Raw genomic sequence first — 24,382 nt, 5'->3', positions numbered from 1 at the left:
AAGAACGATTTGTCCCGGCACTCCACCGAAACCTTTGGTATTACTGGCTTGCAGCCGAAAAATCGATTTCAAGTTGGCCGATTGATTTATCTCTGAATTCGCTGTCATCCTTTGGCGTTCTTGCGTTACGCGCCTAGCGCATGATATAAGTTGATCCCATTCGTCATGTGCGGTTCCGACACCCCGGAATGGCGCGACGTTGAACGAACCGGCACGGAGCTAGGTGAATGAGCTTCGGAACCGGCTCAAGATTCCCTGCTCGACTCAGAGCCAATATCGGGTAATGCCCTTCACCATTGAAGTAAGGAAGCGTTTCATGAAAGCACACCATTTCTGTCAAGGTTTGTTCGTCTTGTTTTTCGGCCTCTATTTAGCGGCCTGCACACCCAGTGCGACGCGAGTCAATTCCCCGAACACCGTTTCCGTTGTGCAACCCGTCGTAGTTCCCGGATTTGACGAGCCGCTGATTTATCTCAATGCAGCGACGGCAGATTTGATTCCCCTGGTAAAACCGGAAACCCGGCCTGGGGCGACTGACTTGGAACGCTTGTCCCAATACCAGCGACTCAACCGCAATACGCCCTGGGCAGCTTCCATCCAATTGAATTTAGGATTGGCCTATTACCGCAACGGTTACTTTAGCCAAACCTTCGCCGCCTTCGAAAAGGCGTGGACACTCAGCAAAGACCATAAGGAATCCGAAGCGAAAGCCTTAGCCGACCGCGCTTTCAGCGAACTCATCCGCATGCATGCCCGCTTGGGCCATGCGGACCGGGTGGAAAGCTTATTAGCCTCCGTCAAAGGCCGCGCGTTTACCGGCCCGGCCACCGCCGCGGTCGCCGGGGCTGAAGAAGGCCTGTGGATGATGCGCAACCATCCGGGCGTCACCTATTTATGCGGTCCCAAGGCGCTGTACGCCGTGCTCAAATGGCAACAACCCGATGCCGAAGGGCTGCAAGTGCTCGATGCTTACCGCTCTGGCGTTAACGGTGTTAATTTGCTTGAACTGGGCCAATTGGCGGAACAAGCCCACATGCCTTACCGGACGGTCTACCGTAATGCCGGGCAAAGTATTCCGGTGCCGTCCGTGATCCATTGGAACGTTAACCATTACGCCGCCATCGTCGAGAAGCAAGGCGATCTGTACCATATCCAAGACCCGACTTTCGGCCAAGATCTCTGGTTTAGCGCCGATGCGATCAACGCCCAAGCCAGCGGCTATTTTTTAGTGCCGGATAGCGGCATCGAGTTAGGCGCTGATTGGCAACCGGTCACCATAGCCCAAGCCGAGAGCGTCTACGGCCAGGGCTATACGGCCAGCAGCGACCCTAACCGCACCACTACTTGCGACGTCAAAAAATCCAAACAACCGTGCAACAGCATTGATCAACCGGATGGGAAGGTCGGCATGGCCTATTACGACGTCCATACCATGCTGGTCAGCCTGAATATCACCGACACGCCGATCCGCTATACGCCGGCGCTGGGCGCTCCCATTCGCTTCACCTTCACCTACAATCAACGCGAAGCCAACCAGCCGGCCAACTTTACGTTCGGCAACCTGGGACCCAAATGGACTCACAATTGGTTAACTTACATCCAAGACGTGCCGACCAATCCGTCCGCTGTCGTCAATCGTATCGCGGCCGGCGGCGGCGCCGTCGATTACGCTAACTACAACGCGGCGACCGGCGAATTCCAGAAAGGCGTTTCGGACAATGCCCGGCTCTACCGGATTTCCGCCGATCCGATCGCTTACGAACGGCGTCTGTCCAATGGCGCCAAAGAAATCTACAGTTTCAGCGACGGCGCCGTCAGCGGTGTGCGCCGGGTGTTCTTAACGCAAAAAATCGATCCGCAAGGCCATGCCGTCCAGTTAACCTACGACGCACAATTGCGCCTGACCGGCATTACCGATGCCTTGGGACAAACGACTGTTTTGTCTTATGAGCATTTCGCTAATACCAAGTTAATCACCCGAGTCACCGACCCGTTCGGCCGGGAAGCGATCATCGATTACGATAATAACGGCCGTTTAGCCAGCATTACCGACCCAGTTGGAATCGTGTCGGCCTTCGGCTATGATAGCGGCGACTTCATCAACGTCATGACCACGCCCTATGGCGATACCCGATTCGCTTACAGCGGCAACGGTACATCCAGAACCTTGATCGTCACCGATCCCTACGGCGAACAAGAACGCATCGAATACGGTCAATCGTTAGGCATTCCGCGATACGTTTCCGACCAACCCCGCGGTGACATTAAAACGCTCAATAATTATCACCATTACCGCAACACCGCCTACTGGGACAAGCAAACCTATAAAGACTACGGACGGAACCTGTCCAAAGCGGAAGTTTCCCCATTGGCTGCACACGCCGGACAGCAAAACCAGCGGCCTGTTGGAAACCTTTAAAAAACCCCTGGAGCACCGGGTGTGGTTCAACTACCCGGGGGCAAACTTCCGCTATAACGGAACACAATATCTACCAGGAAAACCCTTCGCGTCTCGGCCGCGTGTTGGACGACGGCAGCTCGCAAATCTTCATCCGCGAATTCAACGCCTTTGGCAAACCCACGCTGGAAAAAAGCCCGTTAGGCCATGTCACCCGCTATCTCTACGCCGACAACCAAATCGATCCGGTGAAAATCGTCAAATGGCGTAACGGCAGCGAAGAAACCGTGGCTGAATTCGAATGGAACGACCACCACAACCTGGTCCGTGCCACCGACGGTTTAGGCCATAGCACCACCTTTACCTACAATGCCGCCGGGCAAATACTGACCCGCCGCAATGCCTTGGGCCATGTCACCCGCTACGAATATGACGCGCTGGGCTATCGGGTCAAGGTGAGCTATCCGAGCGGCAAAACCGAACAATACGCTTACGACGACATCGGCCGCGTCGTCGCCTACACCGATACCGGCGGCCACACCCGCACGCACGACTACGACGGCTTGAATCGGCTGCTCAGCGTGAGTTATGACGACGGCACCGCGGTGGAATACACCTGGGACAAGCTGGACTTGGTCAAAATACGCGACCGCCTCGGCCGCGAAACCCATTACACGTATGACGCGCTGCGCCGCAAAATCAGCGAAAAAGATCATCTGGGCCGGGAAACCACTTATGCCTACGACGCCAGCGACCGGCTACTCTCCGTAACCGATCCGTTAAACCAGGCGACCCACTACGAATACGACATCCAAGGCCGCAAAACCGCCATGATCGATGCCGAAGGCCATAAAACCCGCTATGTTTACGAACAAAGCACGAGCCGTTTGGCCCGAGTGATCGACGCCGACCAGGATGCGAGCGACTTCGGCTATGACCGTTCCAACCGCCTGGTGGCCGTAACCGACCCGAACGGCCATGCCACCCAATATCAATTGGACGAAGTCGGCAATACCTTGCAAACCGACAGTCCGGACAGCGGCTTGACCGCCTATACCTATAACGTGCTCGGCCAAGCGGTGCAAAAAACCGACGCCCGCGGCAGCGTCAGCCAATACCAGTACGATGCCTTGAACCGCTTGACCGCAGTCACCTATGCCGACAGCAGCTACGACCTGCACTGGTATTACGACGGCGACAACTACGGCGATGCCGTCAGCACCGAACTGCGACAAACCGCGATCGGCCAGCGCACCGGAATGAGCGACCCGACCGGTCAAACCCAATGGCTGTATAACCGTTACGGCGAAATCGAACGCCAGGATAGCGGCTTGAGCGCTTTGGGCGGCAAAACCTTCAGCCAACAATTCGCCTACGACTACCGCTACGAACCGGGGCAAGGCTTACTGACCCAACACGTTTACCCGAACGGCCAAGTCTTCGACTTCCAATACGACAACCATGGCCGGGTCGAAAGCATAGGCAGCACGGCGGGCGGCGGCAAAACGCCGGTCGTTTCCGGCGTCAGCTACCATCCGGTCGCGGCCGACGGCATCGCCGCCTTCCAATATGGCAACGGTATCCATTACCAACGCCAGGTGGATGGACTCGGAAGGCTTACCGAGCTGAACCTGAGTGGCCAACAAACGGTATTCCACCGGCAATGGCAGTACACGCCGGCATCCGACGTGGCGGCTATCGGCGATCTGCTCGATCCCTTGCAAAACCGCACTTACCAATACGACGCCTTGCATCGCCTAAGCCAAGCGGCCGGACCGTTTCCGAACGCGTATCAATACGACGCCAACGGCAACCGTACCGTCCGCAATAGCGAAAACTATGGCATCGATGCCCACAGTAACCGCCTACAGTCTATCTCTGATGCCGGGCCGAATACCGTCTTGAGCTACGATGCCGCCGGCAACCTGATCGAAAAAACCGTGGGCGCTGCCGGTTACGCCTATCAATACGATCCACACAACCGCCTGGCGAGCATCGCCGGCGGCCAAGGCCAAATTGCCGCCTACCACTACAACGGCCTAGGCCAACGTGCGGTCAAGCAAACCGGGGAAGGCAGCGAGTACAGCCTGTACGACCTGCAAGGCCGGCGCATCGCCCAACTGAGCGGCAGCGGCGAACTGCTGCACAATACCCTGTATTGGCAAGGACAGCCGCTGGCGCAGTACCGGCCCGATGCCGAAGGCGTCTACCGTTTTCTCTCCAAGCAACCCCACCGGGATGCCGAACTGAGTGTCGACATTAACACCCGGCGCATCCGTCTGCTCCGCATCGACGGCAGTTTGCTGGACACCGTCATCGACGCCGCCTTATGGCAGATCGAGACCACCGGCGCAGGCACGGTCTACCATTTCGCCATCGGCCAAGGCGCGGACCAGGCATTAAAAGGCTGGATACACCTACCCGCCGACGACGGCAAAGGTTTTGCACACATCATGGACAAAACTCAGGGCCATCTCGAGGAATACCGGCTGGACGAACGCGAGCGCAGCTTAAACGCCTACTATTACCACCTCGACCACATCGGAACGCCGCAAGTCATCACCGACCAAGCGCAAAACATCGTCTGGCAAGCGAGTTACGCGCCGTTCGGACAAACCGCGATCACCACCGAAACCATCGACAACGACTTGCGCTTTCCGGGGCAGTATTACGATCGGGAGTCGGGCTTGTATTACAACTGGAACCGGTATTATGATCCCAATATTGGACGATACATTACCTCCGACCCGATTGGGCTTGAGGGTGGGCTGAATACTTATGCCTATGTTTATAACAATCCGCTTAGATATACCGATCCTCAGGGGTTAGTTGCAGGTGATGCTGCGGCTGTAGCTCTCTGTCTTGCCAATCCAGTTGCTTGTGCGGCAGCTGGGGTGAGTGTTGCTTGTATCCTGAATCCAAGTTGTCGGGATGCTTTGCAGCGTGGAGTTCAGGCTTGTGCGAATGCTATGCACAACGAGGCTGATGATTCTAGCGATTCTCAAGATAAATATTTGGGCAAAAGTGACGAGAAAAAACTCAAAGATATATTGGCTGAAGAGGGAGAAACGATAGAGGATTTAAAGACTCCAGGTGGGAAAGGGGCAGGAGGATATGACTTATATGTCAAACCAAATGGAGATATTGTTGTTAAGCCAAAAGGTGGATCGGGGCCAGGAGAGCCTACTGGGTTTAATGTCAACAATTTGTAGAAAATTATGGAAGAATTTTATTTGAATCTAATTGGTTCTGGGTTTTCAGATGAATACATAAGCCTTAAGTATCAAGAGGATATTGTTTTCACAAAAAGGTGATGTATGGCGCTCTCGCACAGGTGAATTATATGCGAGTAATTTTTTAAATACCGTATTAAAGTTGTTTATGAAATTGGTTTTTAGTAGCTATAGATCACCTTATTGAAAATATTGATAACGATCAGAACCTTAAAAACCTTGTGTTTAATAGCTCTCAACTTGAGGTTCAAATTTCAATCTCGCTAGATGAGAATATTAGGGTGCCCCATTTTCATATGACGCCAAGTCAAATGTTATATTTTGCTAATATTGGAGCTGAATTAGACTTACATATTTCTTAACTGCTGGGAAGATGGATACGGCCATACGGCGTATGAATCGCACGGTGGTGTGTTGTAGGGTTCGGATTCCAGACAAAACCCTTAGCCTTGTCCGCCGCCTGCGTAGCGCCGGGTTCCGCCTTTTCGGCTTGCGATGTCGCCGGCTTATCGCCCTTGGGTTGCTTTCGCGTCTGCCCCGGATTCAAAATCAACCTGTTTGCATACAGCTTTACGAAGGAATCCTTACGTCTCTGATTCCTGCCGGTTCTTTTTCTTCGCGGACAGAATACGATAGACCGTAGCCTCGCCGATGTTCAATTGGCGGGCGATTTTGCTTTTGGTCAATCTGCTATCGGCAAGACGCACGACTTCTTCCCGCAACGCATCGTCCAACGGTTTACGGCCTTTATACTTGCCGGCGGCCTTGGCCTTAGCGACGCCTTCCCGTTGCCGTTCCAGCATCATTTCCCGCTCGAACTGGGCAACGCCGCCTAAAACGGTCAGCATTAATTTGCCGGTCGGCGTCTGGGTGTCCATACCCAGATTCAAAATCCTGAGACCAACCGCTTTTTGTTCCAGCGTGTTAATAATCGTCATGAGGTCAGCGACCGACCGGGCAAGCCGGTCGAGTTTGGTGGCCACCAGTACATCGCCTTCCCGCGCAAAGTCCAAGGCCGCTTCGAGCTGTATGCGAACCGCGACAGACGATACTTGCTCCTGAAATATTTTTTGGCACTGAACGGCTTCGAGTTCCCGAAGCTGCGCTTCGAGGCCGGCAATTTGATCGATGGTCGAGGTTCTGGCGTATCCGATGATCATTTTCTATCAAATGAATTTTTAATGTTGTGATAGACTGTCGATCATAAAGTAAAATGCTGTCTATTGATAGACTTTTCGGTTCGACTCCCAATCGATCACTAGACCTTGATCTATTGATAGGCATCATTTGTCAAAATCCTGTTTCAGAAGCAACTGTGATCGACATAAGATGCCTTGTCATAGCAATCGCCGGCAATCCTACAAAACACATGGCACGACTGAACATATTGACCCAGGACGAAATCAACGCGCTTTATTCGATACCCAAGCTCGATGATGAAGAGCGGTCATTTCTGTTCTCCCTCGATGCAGACGATAGAGCCGTCCTCGATAGCCTCGAAAACAACACCGCCCGTAAAGTCGACTATGTCTTGCAGCTAGGCTATTACCGAGCCGTCAATTATTTCTTCCTGTTCAGTTTTCAACGGGTGAAAGCGGATACGGCTTTTATTATGCAACTGTATTTTCCGGGAGAGCCCTTTCCTAAAAAACAGGTATCGAAAAATCACCATTACCGGAACCGTTGCGAACTGATGCGTAAATTCGGTTTGAAAGAGGCCGATGCCGGCTTTCAGACCCAATTGCTCAAAGAGGCCAAAGGCTTGGTCAAACGCCACGCGCTGGCAAAATTTGTGTTGGAAGGCTTGCTGGTCTACTGCCAACAACAGAATGTAATCCGGCCGGCGTATTCGACTTTCCAGGATATCGTTTCGACCGCGCTTCAGGAAGAGCGCAACCGTTTAGTCAATAAGCTGTACACCGATGCCGATAAAGCACTTCGCGCGCAATTGGATAAGCTTTTACAAAACGACGAGCTGTTTTATAACCTCACCTTACTGAAAAAGGATCAGAAGAATTTCAGCACCACGGAAATCAAGAATAGCGTGGCCAAACAACAATTGATCGTCGACATTTATCAACAGTCCCGGCTTCTGATGCCAAAACTGGGGTTGTCGGAACAGAATATTATCTACTATGCGAATCTAGCGGAATTCTACACCATCCAGAAACTTAGGCGGATTAGCGATAAAAACCTGACCCGGCTGTATTTGCTTTGCTACGTGCATCGCCGCTTTCTTAAAATCAACGATTCTCTGGTGACCAGCCTCATCCAGAAGATGAACAAATATGCCGATGACGCCGACGATTATCAACGCTCAAAAATTGAGCTGCTGGAAAACGTCGATACAAAACTGAGAAATCAGGCTTGCCAAGTGTTAGCCATTAATATCGATAGCCGCATTCCCGATGAACAAGTGAGAGCCAAAGCCTTCGAGGTGGTTCCACAGGCCGATTACAGACAGTTCCTGGATGATTTTAAAAAGCCCAATCTGGATCGGGATTTTTATCGCTGGCAATACTACACACAACAAGCCTTGACCATTAAGAAGAATATTCGGCCCTTATTCAAGGTGCTGGAGTTTTCTTGCACGAATGAGGGATTGACGCAGGCCATTGCTTTTTTAAGAAAACATCTGAGCACGGGCCAATCTTTTCGGGATTATCCCTATCAAGAGGCGCCCCTGAACTTTTTTCCCCAATCGCTAAAAAAGCTTCTCACCCTCAAAGTAAAAACCGACGCTCAAAAAGTCGTCAAGCGGGTCGATGGCGACCGCTACGAATGCATGGTTTACCACCAGATCAAGCAAGGTATAGCCAACAACACGGTCTTCATCAAAGACAGCATCAACTATCGTACCCTGGACGATGAGCTGATAGACGCGGAACATTGGGCCGAGCACAAGGATGAAATTTTAAAACAGCTCAATATGCCTTTGTTGTCGATGGATATTGCTACCTTGCTGGACGAACTCGAAAAAAACCTGAAACCCAAATACGACTTGGTCAATCAGCATATTCATGCCGGCGAAAATACCAGCCTAAAAATTCAGCACAATAAGCAAGGCGACAGCGTCAAATGGACGCTGCCGTATACCCGGCTCGATGACGGCGTTAACAACCCCTTCTACGAAAAGCTTCATGTTTGCAGTATTGCCGATATTCTCAAGTTTTCAGCGGAAAACACGGGGTTTCTAAAATCATTTTCGCACCTTCAACCCAAATACGCGAAATCGTTCCCCGATTCCGAAGTCATTCATGCCTGCATTATCGCCAACGCGACGGGGACGGAAACCAAAAAGATGAAAGCGATTAGCGATATAAAAGAACAAGACCTGGATCGGGTGAATAAGAACCATATTCGCTATCAAACCCTCGCGACAGCCAATGATGTCATCATGAATCATACGGCCAAATTGCCCATTTTTTCGGAGTACAACTTGTCCGATTATGGCGTTCACGCCAGTGTTGACGGTCAAAAGTTCGCAACGAAATACAATACAATCAAATCGCGGTATTCGAAGAAATATTTTGGCATGTTGCAAGGCGTGGTCTTATTCTCACTAAACGCCAATCATCTACCGCTTTGTCTTAAGGTCATCGGCGCCAATCAGCATGAAAGCCATTTCTTGTTGGATATTGTCGAAAGCAATACTTCGGATGTTGAAATTACGGCTGTTTCCGGCGATATGCACAGCATCAATCGCGTCAACTTCGCCCTGATGTATCTGTTCGGTTACCGGTTTATGCCGCGCTTTACTCTGTTGCGGGACAAATCCGAGCATGATCTGGTGTGCTTCGATGAGATCGAGCACTATGCCAAACAAATTATCAAACCCAGCAAAAAGGTTAATAAAGCCCTGATTATCAAGGAGTGGGATAAGGTCTTGAGAATACTGGCTTCACTGACCACTAAAAAGACGACACAAAGCCAGATCGTCAGCAAATTATCCTCTTATAAAAAGCTGAACCCGACCTTGAAAGCGCTGATCGCCTTCGATGAAATCATCAAGACCGATTATTTGCTGGATTATATCGACAACAAAGAAGTACGCGAGGTTGTGCAAGGTTCATTGAATCGCGGCGAATCCTATCACCAATTAAGCGCGACCATTGCCAAAGTCAGCGGCGGCCGGATGCTCAATGGAAAGACTGAAATTGAACTCGACATCAATGCCGAATCCATCCGGCTCATTGCCAACGCGGTGATTTTTTACAATGCAACTATTTTGTCGGCACTTTATCAGCATTATCAAACCTCGGACCCAAGCAAAGCGAAGGAAATACTGCGTTTTTCACCCGTCGCCTGGCAGCACATCAACTTCATCGGCAAATATGAATTTTACAACCAAGGAAGTCTTCTTAATATTCAAGAGGTTATCAAAAAAACTGATTGGGGATTCTGAAATCGATTTTTCGGCTACAAGCCAGTGATACCAAGGGTTTCAGCGAGGTGCCGGGATAAATCGTTCTTTTGGTTAATTAACCCCGGTTTGATTCTGCCGATTGGCGAATGGGTGTTGCATACGGCCTGTTTGCAAGCCAAAGCTTGGCAGTTGTCGGGATTACCCGCTATCAACATGGCGGTCAATGTTTCACCCAAACAGTTGCATAGCCCAACGTTTGATCAAACGATTACCCGTGTTTTGCTGCAAAGCGAGTTGGACGCGCGTTTTCTGGATTTGGAGGTAACCGAAGGCGCGGTGATGCAAGACCCTGACAATATAGCCATTACTTTGAACCGGCTAAAGGATGTCGGCATTCGAATTTCAATGGACGATTTCGGTACGGGGTATTCAAGTTTGAGCTACTTAAAACGATTTCCCTTCGATAATCTAAAAATAGATAAAGCATTCATCAACGATATTCCGTTGGATGAGGGTGATGTTACTTTAGTGCTAACCATTATTGCGATGGCGCACAACTTTAAACTTAAGGTGGTAGCCGAAGGGGTTGAAACACAGGCGCAGGTGGATTTTTTGGCACGGAATGGTTGCGATGAAATCCAGGGTTATTTCTGTAGCCGACCGCTGCCAGCTTCGGAAGTGGAACAACTGCTTAAGAAAACTAACTGATCGGAGAAGCCAATGCGATGACGCCCAGGGCCATATCGTTATTGGATTATATCGCCCGATGTCCAGTTGGTGTACGTCAACCTGACGTCAGACTGACCGGCCAAAATACGTCAGGGCAGAACCTATTTTGTATTTCCTGACACTTTCTGTGCTCGGTCTAAGACTCCATACCGACACTTTACGTTCTTGGCGTACGATTTTTTCCGTTTCGTGAGTTACCCACTTACACAGTACCCTTTTATGAGTAAGAGGCGAAATGAAGTTACACTTGATTTTACGATAAAGCGGGGTCTTCTCCGCGTTAGCAACTCCGTCCAACAATACCTGTTACAACAACACATGATTTGCGCAACAGGTAAATTTACCAGTTTTTCTCTCTCCCTATGTTAATCAAGCATTTTATTTTGCTTGATTAACGCATTCTCTGTCACCCGATAAATGTCTCATTTCATGCCTATTTATTAGCTTAGAAACTATGAATCTATCTGTCAAAAATCACTCCATTCATCCCAAAAAAAGTGCTAAACAAACCTTTTTTTAAAAGTTGTTTGCCATTGTTTGGGCGGAGGTGTTGCTAAAAAATTAGCTCATATCGCTCGATGTTACATAAGATAGTTTGCCGCTCCTTCTATCTGTTACCAATCTTTACTCGAAAGCGTTTTCCGACGGACTTTTGGCAGAAATAATAAATAGGATTACGCATTGGGCTGTATTTCCTGTGGCGCATCAAAAAAGTGCGGCACTTTCTGCTGCACTTTCTGCTGCACTTTCTGCTGCACTTTCTGCCGCACTTTCTGCTGCACTTTCTGCTGCACTTTCTGCCGCACTTTCTGCCGCACTTTCTGCCGCACTTTCTGCCGCACTTTCTGCCGCACTTTCTGCCGCACTTTTTGCCGCACTTTCTGCCGCACTTTTTGCTGCACTTTTGTGCGGCATAATTTAGCAAGCAAAAAATCCGATTAATTGCGGGGGGTTAGTTGACCATCAAGATATTCGCGCACCACGTATAAATCGGTCACATCGCCCGACAACATGCGGTCAAGCGCTGACATTCCCGGATGTCGAGGTTGTACAAACAAATTGGTATCTTGCCAGACCGTATAGCCAATGTTGTGGCGTTCGCAATCGACCAGCCCGAGGACACGACTATCAACGAGTTCACTGTGGGACCATCTAACCAGCCTTGGTAAGTGGGATGATGTTGCCTAACCCGGCAATCAGGGCTTCGATTTCCTCGGCTTCAATGTGCGCAAATACGACGGCAAATTGCTGATCAAACCGTCCAAGAAAAGCGTGAAAACGTTTGTGGACACACTGCGTACCATTAGCAAATCCAATCCTACGATCAAAACGGAAAGTCTAATTCGGCTACTCAATCCTAAATTAAGGGGGTGGGCGAATCACTACCGCTACGTGGTATCGAAAGCCATCTTCTCCAGGGTAGATGAAACGGTATTCCAATCGCTTTGTCGATGGACCAGGCGACGGCATCCTCAAAAGAACGCGAAATGGCTGAGGGAGAAATACTTCTGTCATCCAGCGCTCAAAACTTGGCACTTTCACGCCAGGATCAGCGATGCTGACAATCGCTTGATTCTGCTGAGGCTTGTTAACATTGCCAACGTTAGAATCAAACGCCATGTGAAACTCACTCCCTATGATGTTACGTACCTCTCTTACTTCGAGAAGCGCAGACAGCAAAAGCAATTGCTGAATCATGGGTGGTAAATGCAGCGGGAGTTGCCGGATCATACTGGCTTTAGGAAGGCTTGAGCCGTGTGCTGGGAAACTCGCATGCACGGTTCTTAGGAGAGTGATGGTCGGTAACGGCCACTACTTATCCGGTCCAAATGGCCCGCTAGTCCATAATGGCTCAAAGTTTTATCGGCCCTGAAGTTCAAATCGCACTCGACCGGTAATCCTAAATGGCCCCGGAGTTGCGCCAATTAGCACATTACCCAGCTCAGGACAGCCCATGCCTAGTTCACAAAGCCCGAAGGCAATGTCCGGATCATCAGGCTGCCTGGCTGAATACACATCGAAATATTCGAGCTGAAGAAGCGGACAATTTGGCATTTTTTCACGCTGACTCAATAGGTATAACAAACCCAACCAATGACGCAACCGCTATAAAATTAGGATTGGTGAAAGGATTAGAACGAAGCAAAATCAAACAATTGATTGATCAGGGAGTTGCTTAATACAACCAAAGACGGCGCGCTACACATTTGTATGTGTTTTTGAACAAATATGTTAAAAAATAATCAAAATTACACTAAAATAAAAGTTTACAAACATTTCCTTGTGTTTGTATGTGTTTTTAAACTGTAGGTGCAGAATGGGTGAGAACAAGCTAGGTTATTCATGGCTAAAAGAGCACTTCAATCTTGAGTTTATTCAGGTTGAGCCTGAATGTTATTCAGAGAAAATTTCATCAATTAAGCAAGAAAATACGCAAAGCCGTCTCTATCCTGAGTCTTATCGCTCCAAAGACACCACTGTTGATCATTTCACGTTTGCCATGAAATACGAAGCATTAAATCTACAATGCTTGGCGGCTGTATTTCAACAGTCAGGCGTTGACGAAGAGATTGAGTGCGCCCTAGCTTTAAACCCAGGTGGCAAATACACTCGCTTAATGGGCTTTTATTATGAACTACTGACAGGAAAATCACTTAGCGTTAAAAAGCTTAACACAGGTAATTATGTCGATGCGGTTGATCAAGAACACTATTATGTTTCGCCCAGCATAAAGGACCGGAGATTTAGAATTAACAATAACTTAACCGGAACCGGTAAGCTATCTATGTTAATTAGGCGTAACAACAATATTTTAAGCGATGGTGAGCTTAAGCAATTGTTGATTGCATCAGTTGCAGAATATCCTGTTGAATTTCTTTATCGTGCTACACGATATTTAATTTCTAAAGAAACAAAGTCCTCTAATGAAATAGAATCTGAAAATATTTCCCCCAATAAAATGATCAGGTTTGTGTCGGCCTTAGAAACAATCAATAATGAATCGCTGACCAAAGAAAAGCTGATTAAGACGTTGAATATTATCAAGGATAAACATTATCGTGAATTTGATTATCGCTATGAGCAAAATTATCTGAGTGACGCTAGCTTTAATTACACCTCGGTAATTGACTATGTTACGCCAAAGCCTGCTGACGCACATGAATTAATGGATGAATGGTTTGTTGCTAGAGATAGAGTTATGCAATCTGACATGCCCTCTATTGCTAAGGCAGCGGCCTTATCATCCTGTTTTGTTTTTATTCACCCATTCATGGATGGCAATGGTCGGATGAGTCGATACATTATGCAGGATACCCTGTACAGGACAGGCGTTATCGATAAACAATATTCATTACCGTTATCCAGTGGCATATTGCTAGAACTGAAAAAGTATTATGACGTTTTAAATGAGAAATCCAAAAACATCATGAAGCATGTTGATTTCCACTTGGATCACCATGGGCGATTAACGGTGGAAGGCGATACAAGTGATTTGTATCGGCATTTGTGCTTTGATTCAGATGCATTTTTCTTGTCAGAGATTGCCAAGAAAGTCACTCAAGAGTTAATACCAGAAGAACTAGAAAAGCTTAAATTGTTCGATACTATTTGCCAGGACTTGAAAGAAAATATTGATTTGCCTAACAAAGACATTGGCTTAATAGCTACGCTTTTGATTAATAATCAGGGTCGAATCAGCATAAAAAAACGGAAGGGCGTTCTTATGCATGTTGCCACAGAAAGCCTCAATTATGCGGAGAAGGTTTTTAAAGATTGCATAGATGATAGTGATGATGGCCGCTTGTCCTAAGAATCGTATATTAAGTTTCTTCGAAAAATATTTTAATAAATAATACCGCATCTGACGCTCCTTGGTGCCCTTCCCGATCTGAAATAACTAACAATTTAAGTCAATTCTGGATCTCGCTCACTGCGTAATTGAGTGTATTCCGACGGTTTCTCCCATTGCACCAGGTGCAACGATTTTCGCGTCCGGGAATCTTTGACTAATTTCTTTTTGAACCGTTGTGTTTTGCACCAACAATTCGACGCCTGGTGGTTTGAGCCGATCAAGAATCTCGAGTTGTCGCTGTGACGCACTGCCACCGAGGGAAATATAAAGCGTCTGAGGATCGTTCTCGATATCGATAGATTTACTGAAGAGTCTGCCAAGGTTTATGAGGTTATCACGCCTAACAATACCTGTAACAATAACATCTGGCTCGCATAAAGCATATCTACCCATTTTTCTCACTACCTATGTTAATCAAGCATTTTATATTGCTTGATTAACACATTCTTGACTATGAGATAAATGTCTAATCCACTGCTCTTTCATTAGTCTAGAAAAATAAATCTGTTGAAAAACCGTCCTATGAATCTCTAAAAAATCGCCAAACCAATCACTTTGAGTAAGTTATTTTTCATTGTTTGGGTAAAGTTATTAAGTGCTTCTCGAGAAGTTCGTTTGTCGTCCGAAGAATATAAATCAATGACTTAGGAGTCCCCAGGAATGCAAACAAACTTATTGCTAGGCACTTATCAAAAAAAATAGCTTTCGAATACCTTAATACGATGGGCTTTTGGCAGTAATACCAAATAGTGCTGCACTTTTAGCCGTATATTTGGCCGCACACTAAAAATGCCGCACTTTCTGCCGCACTTTTAGCCGCATATTTGGCCGCACACTAAAAATGCCGCACTTTCTGCCGCACTTTCTGCCGCATATTTGGCCGCACAATAAAAATGCCGCACTTTTGGCGGCACTTTCTGCCGCATATTTGGCCGCACAATAAAAATGCCGCACTTTTAGCGGCACTTTTAGCCGCATATTTGGCCGCACACTAAAAATGCCGCACTTTTGGCGGCACTTTCTGCCGCATATTTGGCCGCACAATAAAAATGCCGCACTTTTGGCGGCACTTTCTGCCGCATATTTGGCCGCACAATAAAAATGCCGCACTTTTGGCGGCACTTTCTGCCGCATATTTGGCCGCACAATAAAAATGCCGCACTTTTGGCGGCATGATTTAGCAAGCAAAAAATCTGGTTAACTGCGCGGTTTTAGCTGACCATCAAGATACTCGCGCACCACGTATAAATCGGCCACATCGCCCGACAACATGCGATCAAGCGCAGACATTCCTTGAAAGGGTGCAGCGGAGTTCGGCCGTTTAATCCACTCATCGGCCGACTCCGGATTTGGTAATAGCACCTGTAAAGCCTTATAAATACCAAAAATGTATGACAATCGCTCCAATTTGCCGGAATCTAACCTGACTAATTCCGGTCGTTTCTTCCAGCTAAGGTAGATACTACGGGAATCCAGGCCCAGCAATTTCATGCCTTCTTCAACAGATAGCTCCCAGGCACTGGCTATATTGAAAAAAGTTTTTAAAGCGCTTTTTGATACCTGGGCGCTATCAATTTCAGCCACATTTCTCATACACATACCAAAAAACAGACAAAAGAAGGTCTTCAACTAGAAACCATAAGTAAAATAAGTAAACTCAAGATTTTCACTTAAAACAAACTTCAAGCCCAACACACCACAACTGATAATCAGCTTGTTCCCCGATCTAAGCGCCTAAAAATCACGGAGCGAATTTGCGTCATTTTAGGAGCCTACAAATTTGACCTCTTCAATTCATCAAGAGATTATGTAAAAATGCAGTTATTGGTTCAGTTCATCTTACCGGAGGCAGTATGAATATATCTCACTATACGACAGAGATTATCTCGACTGCCTCAGTGTGCCCGATAACTTTAGAGGCAATCAACGCTTAGCCGTCCCAGGCAAAACATACTGGGGCGTGTCGCCTCAGTATCGATCTTTCTTCAAAATCCATTCAATTTTTTCGAACCGAGGTACATGCCCCCCTAAACAGGGAGATTCGCATGTACGCGCATAAAAAAAACCAAAAGCTTAGAAAATATCTACGAGAAAAAGCGAAATACAGTCACGATTCAGGCGATTTTAAAATTGAGGAAAGCCCGTGGAGGCAGCCTGCAAAACTTATTGATGACCTACAGATTTTCAATGTTAACGCCATGCAGGCGATTGTCGAGCAACATGGTAATCGCAGCAATTTGAGCAAAAATCACAGTCGATATCTTGACTATCTGGAGGATACCAAGGGTTATTTGTCTTTAGCTGGCGTACCGGACGATGCGTTTACGCAACTGGATGAATTGGCCGTCGATTTTCCGAACTTTCACGAGGTCATCGATTTTTACCGGGAACAAATCGCTTTGACGGTTTATTGCGACGGACATGCATTCAAAGCGCAGCCCTTGCTGATCATAGGATCTGCTGGAATTGGCAAAACCGCTTTTTGCCATCGCCTCGCGAAAATCATCAACACCTATTTTTCCTTGATCTCGTTTTCGTCAATGACGGCCGGCTTTGTGCTCGGAGGCATGTCCTCCAGCTGGGCGGATGGAAAACCCGGCAAGGTAGTCGAGGCGCTTGCTGTCAGTCATAAAGCCAACCCGATTTTGTTGTTAGATGAAATCGATAAAGCCGGCGGCGATATACGCCACGATCCTCTCGGAAGTCTATATCAGTTGCTGGAACCTTAAACCGCGACGAAATTCGTGGACGAAGGCCTGGAGGTGCCAGTGGATTGCTCGCATATCGTTTGGGTAGCGACGGCCAATGAGTTGCACCGGATTCCGGATCCGATCGTGTCACGTTTAGCCGTGCTTGAGGTCCAGCAGCCGAACGCCCGTCAAATGCGTAATGTGCTGCAATCTATTTTTAAAAATATCAGGCGCCAACATAGCTGGGGACATCGGTTCAGTGAGCGCTTAGCCGATGAGGTCGTTGACAAGATCATCGGTAGCCAGGTCGATCCAAGACTGATTCAGCGCGAACTGGTTCGGGCTTGTGGCCGGGCGGTGTTACGGCAAGAGCAAAGCAATACCGAGCACATCACGCTTCAGGCGGAAGACCTAGTGATAAAGAATTCCTTAACCGGAAAAATCCGTCCGATCGGCTTTGTGCATTAGCGGGGTTGGCAATGGATAACGAAAAACACAATCACTTGTTGTTCGCCGGCGACCCGCACGGCTGCTTCGATAACTTGATTTATGCCGTGCACAAGTATCGGCCGGCAGCCGTCGTAATGTTGGGAGATTACAACCTGGAGATGCCACTGGAGAACTATCTACAGGCAGTGATCGGCATGACACAAATCTACTGGATCCCGGGCAACCATGATTTCGATTCTCAGGCGGAATACGAAAACCTGTATCACTCGGCATTCGGCGACAACAACCTGCATTTGAAGGTGATCGAGGTCGGCGGACTGAGAATAGCTGGGCTAGGAGGTATTTTTCTCGGTCGTGTCTGGAGGCCTGGGAAAGAGCCAAAATGGCCGAACCGTGAAAGTTGGCTGGCCTGCAAATCGCGATCGGTGAAAAAAATGCCGCTGCATATCAAGCACGCAATTTGGCACCATGAGTTTGAGTGGATGAAAGCGAATATCAAAGCCGATATTTTAGTGACACACGAAGCCCCGAGTTGTCACCGTTTCGGCTTTGCCGTCATCGATGAGCTGGCCCACGCTATCGGTGCAAAACAAGTCTTTCACGGCCATCATCATGAAGATTATCGCACTCGATTGCAGAACGGATTAGCTGTCAACGGAGTAGCTATGGGCGGCGTAGTTAACCTGGCGGGAGAAATTTTTACATGAAGCTATTTTTGGTTAGCGACATTCATATCGAAATGGCGCATCACCAAGCGTACATGACGTTCAATCACAAAAAACTTCGCTTTAGTTACCCTCGCGAAGCGGACGTGATCGTCTTGTGCGGCGATATCGGCGAACGGACGAACGGACTTGAATGGGCCAGAAAACGGTTCTCCACCAAGGACATCATCTATGTCCCCGGTAACCATGAGTATTACGAATCCGATCTGAGCGCTCTCGACGACATGCGTGCCAAAGCCCGGGAGCTGGACATTCATTTTCTGGAAAAGGACGCCGTGATCATCGATGGTGTCCGTTTCCTCGGTACGACACTCTGGACCGACTTCGATCGCTACTCCATTGAGGCCGTGACTACAGCAGAACGTGACATGAATGATTATCGCTACATCAAATGTCAACAATGGTGGCAAAACACTGATAATTTGGAGCAGGCAAAGGAACTGATGACGGCATTAACGGATTCGTTTTTCGGCTTCGACCCGGTTTATTTTTCACCAACGGTGGCCTATCTGCTTCATCAGCAATCACTGAGCTGGCTTGACCACCAGCTGGCCCAACAATATGAAGGCAAAACGGTAGTGGTAACACACCACGCCCCTTCTCTGCGTTCGACGGAAGACAATGATTTTACCTACGCTTCAAACCTGGAAGAGTTCATAGCCAAAAGAGCGAATTGCATCGATTTATGGTGTCATGGCCATATTCACAAGCCGGTCGATTATCGGGTGGCCAACGTTCGGATTGTCTCCAATCCGAGGGGATACCCTAAGTATCTTTGTCCGGAATTTTCCGTAAACAAATTAATCGAGTTGGAGCATGAGTGAATTTTTGGATAGTTTTTTCAAACTGTGCCATAACGAATGCTTTTCCAGATCCCGGGATATGTATCCCGATCTGGTAATTTGCATCAAAGTTCTATTATCTAACTCAACAACAGATTCGATTGCATTGATTGATCAGCTGGCTTGTTATGATCGGCCCGGGTTAATGAGAGCAATCTATCTAATCAAAGTGCTGCATTCTCATATGACGGAGGAAAACCAAAAAATATGGACGACTTGGCTAACGGCGCACAAAGACCTCAATGCCACACCGGATGAAAAACTCGCGTTTTTTCACGCCGATGCAAACCCAATGCATCCAACCTATGACGAAACAGCCAAGCATTTAGGCCTGGTGAAAGGGCTTGAGCGACACAGGATCAGGCGACTGATCGCGCATGTGCGATCCCAAACGGCACTAAGTAAATAGCCGCTAACCGTATACCGGCCAACACAAAATGCTCGAAAGGTGAAAGAAATTGATAACTAGGAATGCTTTTAGTGTAATCATTACACTGCCAGCAACCGAACAGAGGACACCAATAAATATCAGCCCCCCGGTTAACGCCGTGAAAGCCAGGCATGACAGGGCTTGAGCGACACAGGATCAGGCGACTAATCGCGCATGTGCGATCCCAAACGGCACTAAGTAAATAGCCGCTATATCGTATATCGGCCAACACAAAATGCTCGAAAGGTGAAAGAAATTGATAACGATGTCGGGCATCAAACTTTGGGACCGCCTGGTCGGCAAGAAAATCGAGCAAGAGAAAAGCAAAATCCGGCGGATGTGGTAATTATCCCCTCCCCTAATTACGAGCCCTAAAAACTAAGTCATATTGATGCAGAATTGGTCCACCTTTTTCCAGAACAATTTCCAACCTCCGATCACCGTCCACGAAGCCGTTGCCCGGCTCTTGTCGATATTGAGCGATGAGGACAAGGCCGCCATCGCCTCGATGCGTGAGGAAGATTTGATCGATCTGCATTTCGGTCTTGGGGCGGAGATCCGGAATGCCTTCGGCCTGCATGACAAGAACAGCCGGTTATTGGCCGACTGCGGCGTCGATCACCCGGACGACGCTTCCGGGGTGATCATCAACAAAACCTGGAAAAGACTGACAATGGAACAAACCAGGGCTTAACTCTCTTAGAGCTCCTGCCCTAGTCTGCCAATGAATTTGGGGTTTCCGATAAATAGGCGCCCCAATATTTGCAAAAATTCACCCTTGAACTATCTTGCAATATGCCGGAAGGCGTATTTCATTAACTAAGACCCCATGCCCTGTGTTTGAAGGACTCACTCAGGGCATACTTCCACCTCTATCACATTGGTTCATGACAGATACTTGGTCACGTCAGCTGAAAAACATAACGGAACCGCCGAAAACTGTTGCCGACGCTGTAAAACGACTACTAGCCATTCTAACCGGCGAACAAAAGCTCATGCTTGCGCTGACGCCGGAAGACGAGCTATTCGATCTGCATTTCACGCTGGGTCTAGCGATCCGAAACGCTTTTGGGCTGCACGAGCCTGGTAACAAATTACTGGTTGATTGCGGTACAGTTCATCCGGACGACGCTTCCGAGATGATCATCAAAGAATTATGGAAAAAACTACAATGTTGAGAGGATAAATGGGCATACAGGATCGGGATTATTATTGGGAAAAGTACAAAAAAACATTGGAGGAAGATGATTTTAATTTTACGGACCTTCGTCGAACCAACCGGGCGCACACCCCTTATAGAAGGAAACCACAGAACCATCGATCTCGGTATCTGATACCCACAATCTTGTCATTAGCCGCTATTTGGTATGGCTCCGGCTTGCTCATGGAACAGATTAAGATAAGGCAAGCCATTAAACAAAATCCCCAGGTTGTGTACATTCCAGAGCAAAGACCAGCCCCAGCGCCTACTTCCGCACAACCAATCCCAGCTATATCTGGCGGTATAAGAATAAAGGCGGACAAACAGGGGCACTTCAGGGGCACAGTCCTGATAAATAATGTCCCCATGCCCTTTCTGATCGATACCGGAGCCACTAAGACCGTAATACCAGAAAAGTTCGCGGCCTCAGCAAGACTTCCCTATGGTCAATATGCTCAAGCGAATACAGCTGGCGGAAGCGTGTCAGTACGTAAAACCACCATTAATACCCTAAAGATTGGTAATGCTCTGATCCGTAATCTGGATGCCAAGATAAATGGTCACCTCGATGAAGTGTTGATCGGCATGAATACGTTGCGATATTTTCGCATGACACAAAACCAAAATATCCTAACACTTGTGGCAAACGGTAAGCCTGTAACGCAAGTTCACACGGAACCTAGCATGTCCAGCTCTAGTACGGTGGCTTCAAGTCAACCAGTACGAAAACCAACTACTATCAAGAAAACTGTGGCATGCGACCAAAGAAATGTTTGCAAAACGACGTATAGCGATCATTGATTTGACGGTTCTTAATCCATCGTAATGGCATCTCACCGTTGGGCTGGGAGCACATCCGTCTGACAGGGACTAGATTTGGCGGCAGAATCATATGACGAGCATGTAAGTTTCGGCCTCTACGGGAGTCCCGCGAGGCTGAGCGTACGATTTTTCCGTTTCGTGAGCTGCCCCCTACTTCTAATTTTGATTCAGCCAACAATCTAAAATCAGGCAACTTAAATTTTATATACAACTTCTCATCAGGTATCGTTCGCGGGGGAAGTATTTAGACCCACTACGGTTTCAAACATCGATATCCAGTTAATCACTCCTGTTCCCGAACTGTAGCCACTAACGCGACCTCTCTCCGACCCATCGGCATTAATACCAATTACAGTAGGATATGAGTTGACACCATATTTTGTTTGCAGCATCTGGTTCTGCGCTATCGTATCTTCTGGATTATTTGGAAAATAGAGTTCCAAAAGAATTACATTCTTATTGGCCCAGAGCCAGAAATAGACCGTATTAAATACCTCTTTTTTTAAGTTTATACAATGTGGACACCAATCGCTACCCGTAAAATTTGCCAATACAATTTTGCCATTTTGATTGGCGTTCAAAAGGGCTTCTTCATAATCCACATACCATACTGGTTTTGCTGCTAATATTATTTTAGCAAGCCATTCAATAAATGGACTCCATATGAGGGCAAATGGGTGCTTTATTACTTCTATTAATTTATAGTCCATTGTTCTTCCCCTTGATAATTAAGAAAATAAGCACTTACAGCTCACAGAATTTAGAGTGTAGGACATTTCACCCGCTTAGATTTTGTTACAAATGCTATTCAAAATACCGTTAGTTTATTAACTAGACTCCAAATTAGTGTATCTTTCTCTATACTCAGTTGACAAAATAATTTTTTCCAATCAATTAATCTTCATTAATCAGCACTTGCGCCTCCGGCTCAAAAGCCCACGTCCCTGTCTGCTTTTGAACTCTCCGGCGCAAATGCTGGCCACCGTGGCAATTTGAGCGTTCCGGGTGAAGTGCCATCCCTGGACCACGGGCAATCGACCTCCCTGTCCATTGCCCATTGAGCATCGAGCCGATAGCCGGCGCCTACCACCCCGAAGCATCGTCGATCGAGCGCCTGCGTGCCTCCTCCGCAACTCGTCCGGGCAAGCACAATACCTCCCTGTATTGTTCCCATGCCCTCCCGAATTGCTCGCCTCGGTGGATCACCAAAAGTTCCGGGCATAGCCCTCCCTGGCTGCACGGCGAAACCATCCCTGTTCTCGCCGCCCAACCGCCAGCGCGCTGAATCGGCTTGATCGCGGCCGAAGCCCGGCTCTCCCGCGAAAAAATGGGACATCGTACAGGACAATAATTTGTTGTTCTAACGAGATGGCTCCGGTACACTGAATGTTGTGTTCATGACGCTCGAAAATGTAACATTGGCGACTATGCAATACGCTAACTTTTCAGAATTGAAAATTCCTGACAACCACCTTTGCAAGCCATTGATATTAAATTGTTTATAGATTCGAGCAGTTCGAACACCAGACCTTATGAAGAAGGGATTAAGACCTAGACATGCCTCTAATCTTCTTCTTTGTTAAGTTCGAACACCAGACCTTATGAAGAAGGGATTAAGACAGTTTAACTGAGTCTGAATCCATGATTCTGCCAAGTTCGAACACCAGACCTTATGAAGAAGGGATTAAGACTCTTTCATCAGTTTAGATTAGCCTGTAATGTTCGAACACCAGACCTTATGAAGAAGGGATTAAGACCTAACTGGGTTTCCATTATACAGGAACCTGTGAGTTCGAACACCAGACCTTATGAAGAAGGGATTAAGACCAATTCTTTGGAACATTCTCTACATAAAGGACGTTCGAACACCAGACCTTATGAAGAAGGGATTAAGACGCTATACTGAACATACAGCTCTACCTTATTAAGGTGTTCGAACACCAGACCTTATGAAGAAGGGATTAAGACCTGGGCATAGTAAGCTCATAATATTTTCCTCAAAGTTCGAACACCAGACCTTATGAAGAAGGGATTAAGACAAAGTGGACGGTCATATTGTCAAATCCCGGTAGTTCGAACACCAGACCTTATGAAGAAGGGATTAAGACCTAGCGATTGCGGCCAATCCTTCGGCCCGCCGTGTTCGAACACCAGACCTTATGAAGAAGGGATTAAGACGAGTATCCAAGTCTGGCTGCCGCCCTTGAGACGTTCGAACACCAGACCTTATGAAGAAGGGATTAAGACCCCAGTCCGTGCCCAACGTTTGCAAAATATGCGTTCGAACACCAGACCTTATGAAGAAGGGATTAAGACACAATCTAACTCGAGCAAATAGGTTGCCCGCTTGACGTTCGAACACCAGACCTTATGAAGAAGGAATTAAGACGGCACAGAAACTCGACTTTCTGCCGAGCGCTCTAATCTGACGTTAGCGCGCTTCCTCCGCAACTCGTCCGGGCAACCGCAAAACTTCCTTGTTTTGCCCTATGCCCTCCCGAATTGCTCGCCTCAGTGGTTATTCAGCGCATCGGGCATTGCCCTCCCTGGCTGCACGGCGAAACCATCCATGTTCTCGCCGCCCAACCGCCAGCGCATCTAATCTACTTGATTGCAGCCGAAGCCTTGCTATTCTGCGCATCC

At 47.8% G+C, this 24,382-nt stretch carries 20 protein-coding genes, 3 pseudogenes and 1 CRISPR repeat array; of the genes and pseudogenes, 16 read left to right on the top strand and 7 right to left on the bottom strand.

Annotated elements, in window-relative coordinates; all coding sequences use genetic code 11:
• Positions 1 to 316 precede the first annotated feature (316 nt).
• Both Q9L42_RS00365 and Q9L42_RS00360 read left to right on the top strand, forming a co-directional pair.
• Positions 317 to 2,419 carry a hypothetical protein gene (locus Q9L42_RS00365; protein WP_349431015.1) on the top strand — a complete coding sequence of 701 codons (2,103 nt, stop codon included), beginning with the start codon at positions 317 to 319 and terminating at the stop codon, positions 2,417 to 2,419.
• Between the two features lie 104 nt (positions 2,420 to 2,523).
• On the top strand, positions 2,524 to 5,610 hold the full coding sequence (locus tag Q9L42_RS00360; RefSeq protein WP_349431014.1) for an RHS repeat-associated core domain-containing protein: 3,087 nt from the start codon (positions 2,524 to 2,526) through the stop codon (positions 5,608 to 5,610).
• A gap of 379 nt (positions 5,611 to 5,989) precedes the next feature.
• On the opposite strand, the gene Q9L42_RS00355 is transcribed toward Q9L42_RS00360, so the two are convergent.
• Complete coding sequence (locus Q9L42_RS00355; protein ID WP_305907880.1) at positions 5,990 to 6,178, bottom strand: hypothetical protein; 189 nt, start codon at positions 6,176 to 6,178, stop codon at positions 5,990 to 5,992.
• 37 nt (positions 6,179 to 6,215) lie between these two features.
• Positions 6,216 to 6,791, bottom strand: coding sequence for a recombinase family protein (locus Q9L42_RS00350; protein ID WP_305910343.1), 576 nt, complete (start codon positions 6,789 to 6,791; stop codon positions 6,216 to 6,218).
• Positions 6,792 to 7,000: 209 nt separating this feature from the next.
• Here Q9L42_RS00350 and Q9L42_RS00345 point away from each other — a divergent pair.
• From Q9L42_RS00345 to Q9L42_RS21400, 5 genes and pseudogenes are all read left to right on the top strand, one after another.
• Positions 7,001 to 10,064, top strand: a pseudogene (locus tag Q9L42_RS00345) (Tn3 family transposase).
• Entirely contained in the window at positions 10,061 to 10,705 is a 645-nt protein-coding gene (locus Q9L42_RS00340; RefSeq protein ID WP_305910341.1) for a putative bifunctional diguanylate cyclase/phosphodiesterase, read from the top strand. Before Q9L42_RS00345 ends, Q9L42_RS00340 begins: the two are co-directional and overlap by 4 nt.
• Before the next feature lie 616 nt (positions 10,706 to 11,321).
• Positions 11,322 to 11,648 carry a hypothetical protein gene (locus tag Q9L42_RS00335; RefSeq protein WP_349431013.1) on the top strand — a complete coding sequence of 109 codons (327 nt, stop codon included), beginning with the start codon at positions 11,322 to 11,324 and terminating at the stop codon, positions 11,646 to 11,648.
• Positions 11,649 to 11,763: 115 nt separating this feature from the next.
• Positions 11,764 to 11,895 (top strand): annotated as a pseudogene (locus Q9L42_RS00330) (hypothetical protein); the annotation flags it as partial.
• 55 nt (positions 11,896 to 11,950) lie between these two features.
• Positions 11,951 to 12,433, top strand: coding sequence for a group II intron maturase-specific domain-containing protein (locus tag Q9L42_RS21400; RefSeq protein WP_432648833.1), 483 nt, complete (start codon positions 11,951 to 11,953; stop codon positions 12,431 to 12,433).
• A gap of 77 nt (positions 12,434 to 12,510) precedes the next feature.
• On the opposite strand, the pseudogene Q9L42_RS00320 reads toward Q9L42_RS21400, so the two are convergent.
• Positions 12,511 to 12,724 (bottom strand): annotated as a pseudogene (locus Q9L42_RS00320) (DUF2958 domain-containing protein); the annotation flags it as partial.
• A 319-nt stretch (positions 12,725 to 13,043) separates the two neighbouring features.
• Here Q9L42_RS00320 and Q9L42_RS00315 point away from each other — a divergent pair.
• Positions 13,044 to 14,537, top strand: coding sequence for a Fic family protein (locus tag Q9L42_RS00315; RefSeq protein WP_305910337.1), 1,494 nt, complete (start codon positions 13,044 to 13,046; stop codon positions 14,535 to 14,537).
• 117 nt (positions 14,538 to 14,654) lie between these two features.
• Here the strand turns inward: Q9L42_RS00315 and Q9L42_RS00310 are convergent, their stop codons facing one another.
• The 3 genes from Q9L42_RS00310 to Q9L42_RS00300 form a co-directional block, all read right to left on the bottom strand.
• Positions 14,655 to 14,972 carry a hypothetical protein gene (locus Q9L42_RS00310; RefSeq protein WP_305910336.1) on the bottom strand — a complete coding sequence of 106 codons (318 nt, stop codon included), beginning with the start codon at positions 14,970 to 14,972 and terminating at the stop codon, positions 14,655 to 14,657.
• A 390-nt stretch (positions 14,973 to 15,362) separates the two neighbouring features.
• On the bottom strand, positions 15,363 to 15,713 hold the full coding sequence (locus Q9L42_RS00305; protein ID WP_305910335.1) for a hypothetical protein: 351 nt from the start codon (positions 15,711 to 15,713) through the stop codon (positions 15,363 to 15,365).
• Between the two features lie 63 nt (positions 15,714 to 15,776).
• Entirely contained in the window at positions 15,777 to 16,172 is a 396-nt protein-coding gene (locus Q9L42_RS00300; protein WP_349431012.1) for an MbcA/ParS/Xre antitoxin family protein, read from the bottom strand.
• 452 nt (positions 16,173 to 16,624) lie between these two features.
• Here Q9L42_RS00300 and Q9L42_RS00295 point away from each other — a divergent pair, with 452 nt between their 5' ends.
• From Q9L42_RS00295 to Q9L42_RS00260, 8 genes are all read left to right on the top strand, one after another.
• Positions 16,625 to 17,308 (top strand): AAA family ATPase, encoded by a 684-nt coding sequence (locus tag Q9L42_RS00295; RefSeq protein ID WP_349431011.1) that lies wholly within the window; start codon positions 16,625 to 16,627, stop codon positions 17,306 to 17,308.
• Positions 17,309 to 17,323: 15 nt separating this feature from the next.
• Positions 17,324 to 17,737 (top strand): hypothetical protein, encoded by a 414-nt coding sequence (locus Q9L42_RS00290; RefSeq protein ID WP_349431010.1) that lies wholly within the window; start codon positions 17,324 to 17,326, stop codon positions 17,735 to 17,737.
• An 11-nt stretch (positions 17,738 to 17,748) separates the two neighbouring features.
• Positions 17,749 to 18,426, top strand: a complete 678-nt coding sequence (locus Q9L42_RS00285) for a metallophosphoesterase family protein (RefSeq protein ID WP_349431008.1) — start codon at positions 17,749 to 17,751, stop codon at positions 18,424 to 18,426.
• Complete coding sequence (locus tag Q9L42_RS00280; RefSeq protein ID WP_305910331.1) at positions 18,423 to 19,268, top strand: metallophosphoesterase; 846 nt, start codon at positions 18,423 to 18,425, stop codon at positions 19,266 to 19,268. The genes Q9L42_RS00285 and Q9L42_RS00280 overlap by 4 nt, the downstream gene beginning before the upstream one ends.
• Positions 19,261 to 19,695 (top strand): hypothetical protein, encoded by a 435-nt coding sequence (locus Q9L42_RS00275; RefSeq protein WP_305910330.1) that lies wholly within the window; start codon positions 19,261 to 19,263, stop codon positions 19,693 to 19,695. Before Q9L42_RS00280 ends, Q9L42_RS00275 begins: the two co-directional genes overlap by 8 nt.
• 412 nt (positions 19,696 to 20,107) lie before the next feature.
• Complete coding sequence (locus tag Q9L42_RS00270; protein WP_305910382.1) at positions 20,108 to 20,410, top strand: DUF6794 domain-containing protein; 303 nt, start codon at positions 20,108 to 20,110, stop codon at positions 20,408 to 20,410.
• 193 nt (positions 20,411 to 20,603) lie between these two features.
• Positions 20,604 to 20,894: a DUF6794 domain-containing protein gene (locus Q9L42_RS00265; protein ID WP_305910329.1), complete on the top strand. Its 291-nt coding sequence runs from the start codon at positions 20,604 to 20,606 to the stop codon at positions 20,892 to 20,894.
• An 8-nt stretch (positions 20,895 to 20,902) separates the two neighbouring features.
• A complete protein-coding gene (locus Q9L42_RS00260) occupies positions 20,903 to 21,718 on the top strand; it encodes a retropepsin-like aspartic protease family protein (RefSeq protein ID WP_305910328.1) in 816 nt (271 codons plus the stop codon).
• A gap of 239 nt (positions 21,719 to 21,957) precedes the next feature.
• Here the strand turns inward: Q9L42_RS00260 and Q9L42_RS00255 are convergent, their stop codons facing one another.
• Complete coding sequence (locus Q9L42_RS00255) at positions 21,958 to 22,449, bottom strand: thioredoxin family protein (protein ID WP_305910327.1); 492 nt, start codon at positions 22,447 to 22,449, stop codon at positions 21,958 to 21,960.
• Positions 22,450 to 23,253: 804 nt separating this feature from the next.
• Positions 23,254 to 24,128: a CRISPR direct-repeat array (repeat unit 37 nt; unit sequence GTTCGAACACCAGACCTTATGAAGAAGGGATTAAGAC).
• Between the last annotated feature and the right edge of the window lie 254 nt (positions 24,129 to 24,382).

Origin of the sequence: Methylomarinum sp. Ch1-1 (assembly GCF_030717995.2) — a bacterium.
In the GTDB taxonomy this organism is placed as follows: Bacteria; Pseudomonadota; Gammaproteobacteria; order Methylococcales; family Methylomonadaceae; genus Methylomarinum; species Methylomarinum roseum.
The sequence above is the reverse complement of the archived record's forward strand: the minus strand, read 5'-3'. Positions and strand labels throughout refer to the sequence as shown.

What these genes read in the sequence shown, in the direction of transcription:
- Q9L42_RS00300 (WP_349431012.1), bottom strand. Translation starts at nt 16,172, where the DNA reads ATGAGAAATGTGGCTGAAATTGATAGCGCCCAGGTATCAAAAAGCGCT.
- Q9L42_RS00295 (WP_349431011.1), top strand. Translation starts at nt 16,625, where the DNA reads ATGTACGCGCATAAAAAAAACCAAAAGCTTAGAAAATATCTACGAGAA.
- Q9L42_RS00275 (WP_305910330.1), top strand. Translation starts at nt 19,261, where the DNA reads ATGAGTGAATTTTTGGATAGTTTTTTCAAACTGTGCCATAACGAATGC.
- Q9L42_RS00315 (WP_305910337.1), top strand. Translation starts at nt 13,044, where the DNA reads ATGGGTGAGAACAAGCTAGGTTATTCATGGCTAAAAGAGCACTTCAAT.
- Q9L42_RS00255 (WP_305910327.1), bottom strand. Translation starts at nt 22,449, where the DNA reads ATGGACTATAAATTAATAGAAGTAATAAAGCACCCATTTGCCCTCATA.
- Q9L42_RS00270 (WP_305910382.1), top strand. Translation starts at nt 20,108, where the DNA reads ATGCAGAATTGGTCCACCTTTTTCCAGAACAATTTCCAACCTCCGATC.
- Q9L42_RS00305 (WP_305910335.1), bottom strand. Translation starts at nt 15,713, where the DNA reads ATGCGGCAGAAAGTGCCGCCAAAAGTGCGGCATTTTTATTGTGCGGCC.
- Q9L42_RS00280 (WP_305910331.1), top strand. Translation starts at nt 18,423, where the DNA reads ATGAAGCTATTTTTGGTTAGCGACATTCATATCGAAATGGCGCATCAC.
- Q9L42_RS00365 (WP_349431015.1), top strand. Translation starts at nt 317, where the DNA reads ATGAAAGCACACCATTTCTGTCAAGGTTTGTTCGTCTTGTTTTTCGGC.
- Q9L42_RS00310 (WP_305910336.1), bottom strand. Translation starts at nt 14,972, where the DNA reads ATGGGTAGATATGCTTTATGCGAGCCAGATGTTATTGTTACAGGTATT.
- Q9L42_RS00260 (WP_305910328.1), top strand. Translation starts at nt 20,903, where the DNA reads ATGGGCATACAGGATCGGGATTATTATTGGGAAAAGTACAAAAAAACA.
- Q9L42_RS00285 (WP_349431008.1), top strand. Translation starts at nt 17,749, where the DNA reads ATGGATAACGAAAAACACAATCACTTGTTGTTCGCCGGCGACCCGCAC.
- Q9L42_RS00350 (WP_305910343.1), bottom strand. Translation starts at nt 6,791, where the DNA reads ATGATCATCGGATACGCCAGAACCTCGACCATCGATCAAATTGCCGGC.
- Q9L42_RS00265 (WP_305910329.1), top strand. Translation starts at nt 20,604, where the DNA reads ATGACAGATACTTGGTCACGTCAGCTGAAAAACATAACGGAACCGCCG.